Origin of the sequence: Streptococcus cuniculipharyngis (assembly GCF_007859195.1) — a bacterium.
Taxonomy (GTDB): Bacteria; Bacillota; Bacilli; order Lactobacillales; family Streptococcaceae; genus Streptococcus; species Streptococcus cuniculipharyngis.
Genome location: NZ_VOHL01000002.1, coordinates 17648 through 31194 on the forward strand (window position 1 = coordinate 17648; position 13547 = coordinate 31194).

Here is a 13547-nt window from a genome sequence, read left to right on the forward strand (position 1 = left end):
CTACTCGTTTCATAAAATAATGTCCACTATTTATTATAGCATGATTTAGCAGAATGGTAAATATGTAAGCCCTAACTCATCAGGTAATCATAAATTTCCCGCGGAGTTCCCAAAGCCATCAGTTGCTGGTCGGCCACCACTTGTTTCAAGTTCTGATAAATCTGACTCTCTGCAATCTCTCGTTTTTTAGCCTCCTTATTCACCGTCATAACACCGTCACTAATCTTGACAAAATCTAACTCCTCAAAAATCTGAATCATCTTAATCAGCAAAATTTCTGGAATTTTGAGGTAATGGCTGAGCTCTTTCAGCTTGTAGCGAATATCAAATTCTGGAAACTGGTAAATCAATTTATAGAGTTTGGCAAACTGCTCGCGCGTGCCATATCCCGTCAGATAGTACTGATTCTTTATCTGGTTCTTGAAATAAATAATATCAAAGTCACCCGCCTGCAAGACCTGCTTCAAGTCCTCTAGCTGATCCGGAACCTCTTGCAAGACCACTTCTCGGCTCTGAACCCCCTTAGCTAGCAGCGGAACTCCTGCCGGCAGGGGCTGATTTTTAGCTCGGAGGTCAATTAGCTGAACCCCTGTCACTCTAGCATCCACTAGCATGAGCTGGAGGGTTCGATTGCCATTCCAACTATTGACCGAGAGATTAACGGCCAATTCCAGCTGGCTGGCTTGCAGAAATTCTTGTACCAAATGGCCATAACCAAAGGCGACCACTTCCAAATCTTGGCCCTCTTGACTGATTTTTAATTTCAAATGGGCATTGCCCTGGCCCATACTACGGGCCTGCTTGACCACCACATCCTTGAGCCAAAAGACAGGTTTCTTGTGGTCCATGCCAAAGGGCATCAATTTTTCTAAATTTTTAATGGTGTCTAAGGTTAAATCAGCCAAACTTAACTGGGCATCTAAGGTCAACTGAGGTTTCTGCGTCATATCAAGCTCTGCCTCTTGAATATAGTCACACAGTTCCTGACTGAGCCGCTCAAGCTGACTGATCTCCAAGGTCATGCCAGCTGCTCCGCTATGTCCCCCAAATGCCAAAAAAAGTCCTTCCTTGTCAGACAAGGCCTCAAAAATATCAACCGTAGCCAGGCTACGAGCACTCCCCTTGGCCTCTTGGCCATCAATGGCCAAGACAATAACAGGTTGACCTAATTCTTCCAAGAGACGACCCGCCACAATCCCCAGAACACCCGGATTCCATCCTTCCTTAGCCAAAACCTGGGCGGGCTTGGTCGGATCAACTAACCCTTTGGCTTCATCAAAAATCCTTTGCACCAACTCTTTGCGTTGGTCATTTTTATCACTGACCATCTGGGCCAAGGACTTAGCCTCATCTTCATCAAAACCTGTCAAGAGGTCAAGGGCTGGATTGGGGTCGTCCAAACGTCCTAGGGCATTGAGTTGGGGAGCTAGGGTGAAACCAATAGTCTCCTCCGTAATGGTTTCAGCGTCAACACCTGCTAGATTGAGCAGTTCCTGAAGTCCTAGCCGTTCGGTATCACGCAAACTTTGCAGGCCGTATTTGACAAGGAGACGATTTTCCCCTGTCAGTGACATCATATCCGCCACCGTCCCAATGGCGACCAAGTCAAGAAATTCTGTCGGCACTTCTTCCAAAAGAGCCGTGGCTAATTTGAAAGCGACACCGCAACCAGCCAGTTGCTTAAAGGGATAGGAGCCTTGCGGATGTTCAGGATGAATCAGGGCATAGGCTAGGGGCAGCTCTGCCGGTAGGCTATGGTGGTCAGTTACAATGACATCCACCCCCTGCTCCATGGCATAGGCAATTGCCTCATGGCCTGCAACGCCATTATCCACGGTAATAATCAAAGAAATCCCCTGTTGCTCAATAAAATACTGATAAACACTTTGGTTGGGCCCATAACCATCGGTAAAACGATTGGGTAAATAGACCTCATAATCAGCCCCCATCATCTCCAAGGTTTCTTTCATGATACTGGCTGCGGTCATCCCATCAGCGTCATAATCGCCATAAACCAAGAGCCGTTCCCCTTGTTCAATAGCCTGACGAATCCGGGCCACTGCCTTATCCATGTCATACAAGAGGTAGGGATCATGCAATTGGCCCAAATCTGGTGACAAAAAATGAGCCAAGTCCTCACTATCCGTCAGGCCACGTTGGTATAGAATCTGACTGGCTAGGGGTGCTAACCCTGCCTGTTTTGCCACCTTCAAAAATGCGTCATCGGGTTGACTGTCGAGAAGTTGCCAGTCATATTTCGCTTTAATCATTTGTGTCTCATTTCTAATAGCTTCCTTAAAATTATAGCAAAAATGGTTAGAGAGATAAAGAAGAAAAGTCAGCAGTACCCTTCCAATAAAGCCTATAAAAAACAAAATTAGTTAAGGATAAATTAAGTTTGTCAGTTTATACTGTAACCATCCTAAAACTTTTCTTTTTCATAAATCTCCTGTCAGAGTCCTATTTTCTAGGGCTCTGACTTTTTATAGAAACATGTAAAAAAGCAGAGGGTTTTCTGCTTTTTTATTTATAATTAAAGGTCCTGCCAGCCAAATAATCCGCCAAACGAGGAAAGAGTGTATAAAGTTTATGAGCTAAAGCGAGAAGCCAGGGGAGATTGAGTTCTCGTTTGTTCTTGCCTAGACATTTCACAATCTTGTCTGCTACTTGCTCAGGTGTCAGAGCATAGGCCTTGACCTGTTGCAGATAGTGCCCCTCAGGATCAGCCTGATCAAAAAATTTAGTCACAATTGGCCCGGGATTGACTGTTGTCACATACACTCCCTTATCTGCCAACTCCAAACGAAGAGCATTGGAAAAACCAATGAGGGCAAACTTGGTCGCTGAATAAATGGTTGACTTGCTCGTCGCAATCAGGCCTGCCATACTGGCAATATTAACCAGATGCCCCTGCCCCTGTTCGGCCATGTGCTGACCAAGAAGGCGACAAAAACGGATACTGGCCAAGGCATTGACCTCGAACATCTCCTTGATTTCAGCCTCATCAAAGGCTTCAAAGGATTTGAACTGACCAAAACCAGCATTATTAATTAACATGTCAATATTGCCATAGGTTTCTAGCAACTGGGCCAAAAAAATCTCCACCGCCTGTTGGTCGGTAATGTCCAAGGCATAGCAAGTAACATTAGATTTCTGACCATAGAGTTGGGCTAATCTTTCCTGCGAGCGTCCCACTGCGATAATTTGGTCGCTTTGACCTAGGCGGTTGATAATGGCCTGGGCCAAGTCTCCAGAAGCACCTGTCATCAGAATCCTTCTCATAGGTCAAATTCCTCTAAATCATTGACAATGTAGGTATTGGCAAAGACCTGACGAGCATCGGCCGCCATCTGACCAATTTCTCGACCCAAAAAGCGGGGGCTAATGTGGTTGAGCAAGAGGCGTTTGGCTGATGCTTCCTTGGCTACTTGGGCCGCCTGAATATTAGTAGCATGGGCATGGCTTTTGGCCAGTTTTTCATCTCCCTTGCCATAGGTGGATTCATGCACCAAAATATCCGCCCCTAAGGCTAAGCGTACGCTAGCATCGGTTTTTCTGGTGTCTCCCAAAATCGTGACCACCTTGCCTTTTTTGGGCGGCGAAATATAGTCCTTGGCCCTAATCAGCCGACCATCTGCCAAGGTGACATCCTGCCCCTTCTTGATTTGACCAAAGAGCGGACCAAAAGGTAGGCCTGCGGCCTTTAAGGCCTCGGCATCAAGGCTTCCTTCTAAGTCCTTTTGCACCACTCGATAGCCAATACAAAAGACCGAATGGTCCAAGGCTTCCGCATAAACGGTAAATTTATCGGTCTCTAAAATCTTACCCAAATCATTGGCAGTAAACTCCTTAAAATGAATTCGGTAGGGCAGGCGAGAGCCAGTCGCCCTAAGACTGGTCATCACAAATTGTTTGATGCCCTGAGGGCCATAAATGTCCAAGTCCGTCTGCTCATCGCTAGCTTGAAAAGAACGACTAGACAAAAAGCCGGGTAGGCCAAACACATGATCCCCATGTAAATGAGTGATAAATATTTTCCGGACCTTGCGCGGTTTAATGGTCGTTGATAAGATTTGCCGCTGGGTTCCTTCGCCACAGTCAAACATCCAAACCTCATTGATTTCGTCTAATAATTTCAAAACCAGGCTAGAGACATTGCGACTCTTGGCCGGCTGACCGGCTGCCGTTCCTAAAAATTGTAATTGCATGATTTTTACTTTCTATTCTGTAATATAGAGCAGGTACTGCCTTTGGTGAAAACCATAATAGACTTGCCCCTTAAAGTTCTGGGCAACTTCTAGAATTTCCTCCTGATTAAAGCTACTCAAATAAATGGTACCATCTGCCAAACGATAGCCCTCTGTCAAGAGTGCTTGCCCCAAATCCAACCCTTCTGCCTCGGCCAAGGACCATTCTTTAGGGGCCATTTTGATGACCTGTTTATCCACAAAAATACGATACTGGGGAAAAATCTCAGCCAATTCAAAACAGAGCTTGGCTGTAATGGGGGCTGGCTTTTCAGCAAAGACCTGGGCCACCTCTGCCGTCCTATCTTGATAGGCAAAACCATAGGATTTGCCAGATAAATTTAAGCGAACAAAGGGCTTGTCCTCCCTAAAACTAGGCTGGCTTGTCGTCAAATCAAGGGCAGAGCTAATCGCAAAATAATAATCCGTTGCCTTTTCTGGTGACTCTTTTTGATAATATTCCGCAAAATAAGCGTTCAAAACACTGGGAGGGGGCGTGATAAAACGCAATTGTTCCTCTGGTGTCATGGTCTTAAATTTTTGGCTAAGGTAGGTCCGATCAAGACTGGTAAAACCGCCATATTGCAAGGCTAAATCAAGCATGTTTGTCATAAAATTTCTCTAACCTCCATTGGTTGTCTTCGGCGATGTAACCTGACACCTCAAACTCTTCTCCCTCAATTGGGGTTTTATCAAAAATAACATATTTGCCCAAATCATAGAGTTTGTGCTGATCCTGCACGGCCATTTTGAAGGAAAAAGGTAGAAAAAGATGCCGAATTTCATCAATGATTAATCGCTGCAAAAGCTGACGACTGCCGGAACTTTTGGCAGAGAGACGGACATTGGGAAAAGCCGTTGCGACCAACTGATCTGTCTGATCCATCTTGTTATAAATCGCTAAGCGAGGAATTTGGTCCATCGCCAAGTCCTTGAGCAGGTCCAAAACAACTGCCTCCTGCTCGCTATGGTTGGGGTCGCTAGCATCAATGACATGAAGCAAGAGGTCCACATGGCGACTCTCCTCCAAGGTTGATTTGAAAGCTGCCACCAATTCTGTGGGCAAATCTTGGATAAAGCCAACCGTATCGGTCAAGGTCGCTTGAAAAGCTCCTGACAAAGGAATGGTCTTGGTGGTTGCATCAAGGGTCGCAAACAATTCATCGGCTTCATACTGGCTATTATCGGTCAAGAGATTCATCAGGGTCGACTTGCCCGCATTGGTATAGCCAATCAAACCAATTTTGAAAAACTGACTATCCAAGCGTTTTTCTCGCACCGTGCCACGATTTTTCTCAACAGCCTTGAGTTTTTGCTCAATGTCGTAAATCTGATGACGAATGCTGCGTCGATTCAGTTCCAGCTGACTTTCACCCGGGCCACGACTCCCTATCCCACCAGCCTGACGACTGAGCATGATACCCTGCCCTGCCAGACGTGGCAACATGTACTTGAGTTGGGCCAAGTGAACCTGTAGTTTCCCCTCGTGGCTGCGAGCCCGCATGGCAAAAATATCCAAAATCAACTGCATCCGATCAATCACCTTAATCCCCAAGGCTTCTTCTAAATTGGAATTTTGTCTTGGTGTCAACCGATTATTGACAATCACGGTGTTAATCTCATCTGCCTCAATACGATCACGTAAGTCTGCCAACTTGCCCGACCCGATAAAGGTCTTGCTATCATACCGCTCCCGTTTTTGAGTGTAGCTATCAACAACCCTAGCCCCTGCGGTTTTGGCTAAACTGTGCAGCTCCATCATGGACATGGCAAAATTATCCTGTTGAGGTAATTCTACCCCAACTAAAATCACCACTTCTTCTGTTTTCTTTGTTTCAATCATTCCCAATCTCCTTGTCCACAATGGCTCAATTATATCAAATTTTAGGTAAAAAAGCAGACTTGACTCCTAATTTTCAGCCAAAAACTCTGCGACCACTTGCCTGATCTTGCTCTCCATCTCTGGGTCAGAAATGTCATAAAAATCCACTGCCATCCGATTACGGAACCAGGTCAACTGACGCTTAGCAAAACGCCTAGTATTTTGCTTGAGCTTAGCCACTGCTTCTTCTAAAGACTGCTGACCAGCAAAATAGGGAAAGAGTTCCTTGTAGCCAATCCCCCTACTAGCCTGAACTTGGGGGTAGTTGTCATAGAGCCACTTGGCCTCAGCCAAAAGTCCCGTTGCCATCATCTGATCCACTCGCTCATTGATTCGCTGATAAAGACGATCACGGTCATCAGTCAAGCCTAAGACTAGAGGGTGATAAGGGGGCTCTTGATTAACCATTTCCTGACCAAAACGAGCCAGTTCCAAGGCTCGAATTGCCCGCCTACGATTAACTTGGTCAATCACCAACTCTTGTTCTGCGACCTTGTCAAATAAGGCTTGGTCGGACAAGCCCTCCAAATCTTGTCGATAGGCCAGCACTTGGTCCTGATCCACCTGTCCTCCTAGATGATAGCCCTCCAAAAGGCTCTGTAAATAAAGACCTGTTCCCCCAACAATAATAGGAACCTTACCCGCCGCCCTAATCTCCTCAATGGCCAGTTTGGCCTCGCGAACAAAATCATAAGCCGAATAGGTATCCGTCACCTCACGCACATCAATCAGATGATGACGAGCAGCTGCTTGTTCCACCGGTGAAGCCTTGGCCGTACCGATGTCCAACTGCCGATAGACCTGCTGACTATCACCACTAATAATCTCACCGCCAACCGCTTGAGCCAACTTAATTCCCAAGGCCGTCTTGCCCACTGCTGTCGGCCCTGCCACGACAATTATTTTTGTTTTCATACCCTTTTCCTTGCATTTTAATCTCAAATTGGTTACTATGATTATAACATAAGAAAAGGAGAAACTTTATGGCTAAAAAACATTCATTTATCAAAGGCTTGGCAACTGGTGTCCTTGGTGCTAGTGCTGCCGTAGCCGGAGCTGTTTACGCTGTGAAAAAAAATATCATTGATCCTGAAGAAGAAAAAGCGGCCTTCATTGAAGAAAACCGTAAAAAAGCAGCTCGCCGTCGTGTCACTCGCTAATCAACCAAAGACCAGAAATCCACTTTCTGGTCTTGCTTGTCTGCGTTAGGGAAAGGAGCCTACCATGTCTAAAGATTGTACCTGCCAAGAAACTGGCCTTTGCACCTGTCAAAATTGCACTTGTGACAAGTGTAGTTGCTAATCAAACTAGCTCTCTAAGGCTTAAGATTAATTAAAGGACCTGATTTCTACTCGCTAGAAACAGGTCCTTTTTATGAGACAGTCATCAGTCAAGCCAAAAGGCCGGGACATCCCAGCCTTTTTTTACTACTAATCACGATAAATAGACTGCCTGAAATCATCTGTTTCAGCAAGGTAGGCCTGATAAATGGCTTCCTTTAACGCAGGTAGGCTATAGAGATTATTATCCACAGCATCTTGCATGAGTTGTTTAATCACACGGTAACTCGCTCGATAGGTCTGCCCATTATAGGTAAAGCTAACAGGTTTTAAATCACCTTTTTGGGCTTTGGCTAAACGCTGAGTAAGCATGTCCAGTTTAAACTCCTCAAAGCTTTGGTAGCGACCTGCAAAAATCTCTTGAATAATGTATCGATCATTGAAAGGTTGACCAGTAGCTGTTGCTGCTTTTCTCAGTTGGTCAGACGCATATTTTAACATGCCGTCATAACCCGCCTCTGCTAAAATTTCATAAGCTAATCGCCTAAAGGTCAAACTATCGGGCAGGGTCCGCTCGTAAGTGATGGCACTATACATAGCCGAAAAGAGTTGCACCATTTGGTAAGGCATCCCATAATCACGGTTGGAACGATAGTCTTGGTGGGTCCCGATGAGTACACGCTGATTGACCAAATCAGCTAGACTGGTAAAGTTCAGTTGACTCCACTCTTTGTCATCCGTGAAGGCTGTATTTCTCGTATTGACCCCCTCAACCAACAGGCGTCTGAAGATTTGTCGCTGCTTATACTTAGGGGTTTCAAGATAGACTTCACCCTCAATGGCCTCCAAGGTATGGAGGACATCAAACATGCCACGGACAAATTCTTGTAAATCTTGACTATTTTGGAAACGTTCAGGACTCGCATTATAGTTGCGACGACTGCCGTTGGCAGCATAATCCGCAAATAAATTCAAGCCCAACTCTTTATTGGTTGCTGTCCAAGGACTTTCCAAAAAGCCCATCGCATAGGCTTCTGGTCCCAAACGTCGACCATAGCCGCCTAGAAAAACAGACGTGTCTAAATTATGCGTCATCTCATGGGTCATGGTCCCTTGCCCCTTGTCTCCAATCATGGTATCCACCACAAAATACGTCGTTGTGCCATTAGCATTAGCGGCTGTGCCATTTGAGCGGTACCATTTGCCAATCGGAGCGAAGAAATCCGTCATCCGACTGCTAGCAGTATCCCCATAAGGTCTCATCCAATGACCATTTTCCATCCGGTAGCCATCCCAGTTAGCAATCGGCATATCTGAACGAGCATGGAGAAGTTCTTTTACCTTATCCTTAGCAAGACGATACCAAACGTCATAGTAGGCCCTCTGCCAATCAGCAGTCTGACGAATTTTTGCCTGATATTCCGCCACTGCTGCTGCATAGGCCGGTGGATCACTCTCTTTCAAAGACATGTCAATCGCACGATCATACATGCCAAAATTCAAACTTGTCATATTACTGATGATAAAGAGACCGTCTTCTGATAGGGTCAACAGGGGTAAAATATAGGATTGATAACGCTCCTTGGCCAGAGACTGATAAACCTGACTATTGGCCGCCGGTGCTGCTTGGGATGGACTTTCGACAATATAGGCCTTGCTAGCTGACTTAAACCAGTCATTATCTGATTTGTCCGTCAATAGTCTGTTATAAGCACTTAAGTAGTCCATAATCGTCGCTTTGCCATTTTTAAGTCCTAAATAATCTCGATAGAGGGCTGCGCTATTGGCAAATTCCAACTTCTCAAGACCTGCACCACCAATTTGTTCCAACAAATCTATAGGACGTACTGGCTGACCAAAGAAATCTTGCCTAAAGAGCGACAATCCTTTGATATTCTGCTGATCATAGTTAATATCATACAAACGATTTAGGTAGGCTAGACCAAGCATGAGTTTTTCTTTATGTTTTAAAATCTTATCACGCAAGTAAGTTGACGTCGCATTAGCCGGGGCATAAACGGCTTCCTGTGATAAAAGGGATTGAAGATACGTTTTAATACCAGCTTTAACTTGATGATAGGATTTTTCTAGGTAAAGCGGATCTACCTGCTGACGACGCAAAGAAGCCACCGCTTCTGCATAAGACTCTGTCTTAAGTTGCTCCATTTCAGCATTAACCAAGGCTGGAGGATAAATGAAATTTGGGTAAAGATTTTCCAAACTCTCAAAGTAATTAAGCTTTTGCAGTTCTTGAGCTAATTCATTAATTAAGCTATCTTGCGCCTGAATCAACTGCTCAGGGGTGTAAATCAACTCACTACCTGCCAATTGATATTCCTTAACTGGGCTATTTTTGAAGAAGCGGCCATTGACCAGATTAACATAGGCTACCGTATTATCCTTATAATGTAGTAACAAACGATTAATCTGCTCATGCTGACTATAGTAATCCGTCACAAACTGATTGTCAACCATCGGCACTAGACTAACCAACTCTGTTGTATAAAGTTTGTTTGCTGGGTCAACCTTATTGCCATAATCAAGGATTGTTTCCTTATTATAGAATGGCAATAATTTTTCCATATTTGCATAGGCAATCTGACGTTGGCTATCATAACCAGCCAAGTCTTGATAATTAGGAGCCTGTACAGGAATCTGACCCAAGCTAAAGTTAAGCCCTTCAGCGTAGCCTGATGGCTTGTCCTGAACCAATTCTGGTAAGAGCAAACCAACCTGATTCCCCTCAAGCCTTGAAACAGGGAGTAAGACGTCCTTATATTTGCTAGATTCGATTTTTACCACATAATGAGACAAATCTGTTTGACTTTCAGTAAAAGACGTTTGCTTCACTAACTCACCATTGACTACCCGATATAAGCCGATTTGGGAAATGTCTTTAAAAACAAGTTTTTTCTCAAGAACCGGCACAGGGCTGACTCTTTCAATTAAGGTCACTGTCTGGTCATGAGAAACCGTCTTAGATTGTTGACCATCTCTCAAGTCATAAGTCAAGTCTGTCTTGAAACGATACGGTACACCATAAGACAGGTCGGACAAGTCTACTGGCTCACTAAAGTCAGTGACGCTTACTTCCTTAACTAGCTGGTCTCCATTGTAAACCTTGACCAAACCACCGCTAACCGTCTTATCTCTATCGGTTAACTCAAAGGTCAAACGGGCACTTCGAGTGTCATCATTCTTGACGACTTCCACTAAGGCTAGGCTTGGCTCTGCTTTCAGGCTCAACTCCACTGTCTGGTCATGAGAGACCGTCTTAGATTGTTGACCATCTCGCAAGTCGTAAGTTAAGTCCGTCTTGAAACGATAGGGTACACCATAGGACAGGTCTGATAAGTCTACTGGCTCACTAAAGTCGGTGACGCTTACTTCCTTAACTAGCTGATCTCCTTCGTAGACCTTGACCAAACCACCGCTAACCGTCTTATCTCTATCGATTAACTCAAAGGTCAAACGGGCACTTCGAGTGTCATCATTCTTGACGACTTCCACTAAAGCTAGGCTTGGCTCTGCTTTCAGGCTCAACTCCACTGTCTGATCATGAGAGACCGTCTTAGATTGTTGACCATCTCTCAGATTATAAACCAACTCAGACTCAAAAGTATACGGCACACCATAAGACAAGTCCTTAATCTCAAACGGTTGACTCAAGTCTGTCACGCTTACTTCTTTTACCAACTTATCAGCGTCATAGACACGTACAATCAACCGCTCAACAGCTTGATCGGGATCACTTAAACGGTAGGATAATTGAGCATTAGCCGCATCATCATCTTTTTCTACCTTGGTTAAGCTCAATTCTGGTGTCGCTTTTAAGCGTCCATTCAGCCGCTCCATAGCCTCTTTCAAGGACAAGAGACTGGCATCCACCTGTTCCTGGGTTACTTGATTAGTCAACAACACCTGTTGCGCCGCTTGTAAGGCTTGGTCATACTGCTCTTTGGCCTGTACATCTGCGTAAACATATCGAATGGTTTCTTGCAGCTCTGGGTCCTGGCTAACTAATTGGGCCAGGGCTGACTTGTCCACCACAGGCTCTTCTTCCTGCTCATCTGGTCGGGGCTCTTCGGTTGATGAACTTGGCGTGCTATCTGGCTCACTGCTGCTTGATTCTGGCTGAGAAGCAATTGAGCTACTTGATGGCTCGCTACTGCTTGATTCAGCTTGGGAAGCACTTGAGCTACTTGATGGCTCGCTACTGCTTGACTCAGCTTGGGAAGCAATTGAGCTACTTGATGGCTCACTACTGCTTGATTCAGGCTGAGAAGCGCTTGAGCTACTTGATGGCTCGCTACTGCTTGACTCTGGTTGGGAAGTGCTTGAGCTACTTGATGGCTCACTGCTGCTTGACTCTGGTTGAGAAGCGCTTGAGCTACTTGATGGCTCGCTACTGCTTGACTCTGGTTGGGAAGTGCTTGAGCTACTTGATGGCTCACTGCTACTTGACTCTGGCTGAGAAGCAATTGAGCTACTTGATGGCTCACTACTGCTTGACTCTGGCTGAGAAGCGCTAGATGGGCTTACTGGAACTTCCTTAACAGGACTGGTTGAACTTGCTGGTAGCTCTGGAACAGGACTGACTGTTGAAGAGGCTGGCACGGTCTCTACAACAGTTTCCTTAGTACTTGATGGCACTAGAGTCTGCTCTGTCTTGGTCTCCGTTGGTACAAGGACTGTCGTTTCCACCGTTGTTGAACTTTCAATCACCGTCTCACTAGTCTTGACCACTGGAACTTCCACAAGAACTTCCTTGACAACTTCTTCGCTTGTCGTCACTGTGGTCGCTGAAGGAACAGTCACAATCGTCTCTACCTCAGATACAATGGTTTCTACTTTCCCTTCTGAGGTGGTAGTTGAGCTAATTGTCTCACTGGTCTTGACCACTGGAACTTCCACAAGAACTTCCTTGACAACCTCTTCAGTTGTCGTCACTGTGGTCGCTGAAGGAACAGTCACAATCGTCTCTACTTCTTTCACGACCTGAGTTGAGGATGGAACAGTCACTACTGCTTCGGTTTCCTTGATGACCTGACTTGATGACGGAACTAGGGCCTCTTTCTCCACTTCCTTGACTACCTGGCTTGAAGATGGAACAGTCACTACTGCTTGACTCTCTTTAGTCGGCTGACTTGGAGCTGGTTCTGGCTGGATGGACTCACCCTCCGGCTTTGGCTCAGCTACTGGCCCCTTAACCTCTTCCAAGGGTGCTGTTGAGGAACCTGGAACAGTCGCCACTTGCTCTGGTTTACCAGTGACCACTGAGCTTGAGAATGACTCAGAAATCTTTGAACTTGCTTCAGTCTTGCTAGAGCTTAGGCTGGTTTCTGTCTCACTGGAGCTCGCCGGCAAGAGGTCTGTCACTACCTTGTCCTGACAGCTACAAAGGGAAAGATAACCGATATACTTGTAGCCTGGAATCTCGGCCACGTCTGGCATTTTTTGGCCGGTTTGTAAGTGGTAAACTTGATTATAGGCTGATAATTTCTGACTTTGTAGGGCCTGGATACTTGGCACAAAGATTGTCCCTGATAGGGTAATCAACATGATAGATGAGACCAGACGCTCCTTTTTACCTCGGCTACTTGCCACCAGACTAATGCCCAAGACCACAAACAAGACCTGACCACCTACTGTTAATAGAGAGAGGGCCTGGCTGGCTGTACTTGGCAGGATACTATTGCCTGCTGGACGATAGACCAAGTAATAATTATGACAATGTGCATCATGAGTTGTCGGCAACCCCTCTTGAATAAGGGCCTTTTCATCTGCACTCAATTCATCCTCGGTCACATAATTATACTGGGTCAGGGGACTGTGAGACAGGCTAGTCGTCACCTGACTATCTGCCTGAACAGGGCTGCTTAGGCCGCCTCCGACAAAAAAGGCTCCTATCGCCAAAGAGACGATACCAACTGACAATTTCCTAATCGAAAATCTTAAATGTTTGTTAAATAACTGAAGACTCTGCGGTCTTTTCATCACTATCCTCCTTTTCGCAAACGGTTACTACCATTATAACACAAGTAAAAACCGAATGTTAATCTTATTTTTAACGTATTTGAATAGTAATGATTCAAAAAAGAAAAACTATTTTCTTTTGTTGCTAAAATAAAAAATTAG

General features: G+C 45.3%; 8 protein-coding genes. 1 reads left to right on the top strand and 7 read right to left on the bottom strand.

Annotated features, from left to right (window positions below; translation table 11 throughout):
- Nucleotides 1-71: 71 nt before the first annotated feature.
- The 6 genes from recJ to miaA all read right to left on the bottom strand — a co-directional run bounded on the left by recJ (nt 72) and on the right by miaA (nt 7044).
- Nucleotides 72-2270, bottom strand: a complete 2199-nt coding sequence (gene recJ / locus FRX57_RS03570; RefSeq protein WP_146566773.1) for a single-stranded-DNA-specific exonuclease RecJ — start codon at nt 2268-2270, stop codon at nt 72-74.
- A gap of 253 nt (nt 2271-2523) precedes the next feature.
- Complete coding sequence (locus tag FRX57_RS03575; protein WP_146566775.1) at nt 2524-3282, bottom strand: SDR family NAD(P)-dependent oxidoreductase; 759 nt, start codon at nt 3280-3282, stop codon at nt 2524-2526.
- A complete protein-coding gene (rnz, locus tag FRX57_RS03580) occupies nt 3279-4208 on the bottom strand; it encodes a ribonuclease Z (protein WP_146566777.1) in 930 nt (309 codons plus the stop codon). Before rnz ends, FRX57_RS03575 begins: the two co-directional genes overlap by 4 nt.
- Before the next feature lie 12 nt (nt 4209-4220).
- Nucleotides 4221-4859, bottom strand: a complete 639-nt coding sequence (locus tag FRX57_RS03585) for a cystathionine beta-lyase (protein ID WP_146566779.1) — start codon at nt 4857-4859, stop codon at nt 4221-4223.
- Nucleotides 4843-6090 carry a GTPase HflX gene (gene hflX, locus FRX57_RS03590; protein ID WP_146566781.1) on the bottom strand — a complete coding sequence of 416 codons (1248 nt, stop codon included), beginning with the start codon at nt 6088-6090 and terminating at the stop codon, nt 4843-4845. Before hflX ends, FRX57_RS03585 begins: the two co-directional genes overlap by 17 nt.
- 66 nt (nt 6091-6156) lie before the next feature.
- The gene (gene miaA, locus FRX57_RS03595) at nt 6157-7044 is read right to left on the bottom strand and encodes a tRNA (adenosine(37)-N6)-dimethylallyltransferase MiaA (RefSeq protein ID WP_146566783.1); all 888 of its coding nucleotides are present in this window, start codon (nt 7042-7044) and stop codon (nt 6157-6159) included.
- A gap of 68 nt (nt 7045-7112) precedes the next feature.
- On the opposite strand from miaA, the gene FRX57_RS03600 reads away from it, so the two are divergent.
- Nucleotides 7113-7289 carry a DUF3042 family protein gene (locus FRX57_RS03600; RefSeq protein ID WP_146566785.1) on the top strand — a complete coding sequence of 59 codons (177 nt, stop codon included), beginning with the start codon at nt 7113-7115 and terminating at the stop codon, nt 7287-7289.
- A gap of 270 nt (nt 7290-7559) precedes the next feature.
- Here the strand turns inward: FRX57_RS03600 and FRX57_RS03605 are convergent, their stop codons facing one another.
- On the bottom strand, nt 7560-13406 hold the full coding sequence (locus tag FRX57_RS03605; protein ID WP_146566787.1) for a ZmpA/ZmpB/ZmpC family metallo-endopeptidase: 5847 nt from the start codon (nt 13404-13406) through the stop codon (nt 7560-7562).
- Nucleotides 13407-13547 lie beyond the last annotated feature (141 nt).

Coding starts and splice junctions, on each gene's coding strand:
- rnz (WP_146566777.1), bottom strand. CDS start 4,208: ATGCAATTACAATTTTTAGGAACGGCAGCCGGTCAGCCGGCCAAGAGT.
- FRX57_RS03585 (WP_146566779.1), bottom strand. CDS start 4,859: ATGACAAACATGCTTGATTTAGCCTTGCAATATGGCGGTTTTACCAGT.
- miaA (WP_146566783.1), bottom strand. CDS start 7,044: ATGAAAACAAAAATAATTGTCGTGGCAGGGCCGACAGCAGTGGGCAAG.
- recJ (WP_146566773.1), bottom strand. CDS start 2,270: ATGATTAAAGCGAAATATGACTGGCAACTTCTCGACAGTCAACCCGAT.
- FRX57_RS03605 (WP_146566787.1), bottom strand. CDS start 13,406: ATGAAAAGACCGCAGAGTCTTCAGTTATTTAACAAACATTTAAGATTT.
- hflX (WP_146566781.1), bottom strand. CDS start 6,090: ATGATTGAAACAAAGAAAACAGAAGAAGTGGTGATTTTAGTTGGGGTA.
- FRX57_RS03600 (WP_146566785.1), top strand. CDS start 7,113: ATGGCTAAAAAACATTCATTTATCAAAGGCTTGGCAACTGGTGTCCTT.
- FRX57_RS03575 (WP_146566775.1), bottom strand. CDS start 3,282: ATGAGAAGGATTCTGATGACAGGTGCTTCTGGAGACTTGGCCCAGGCC.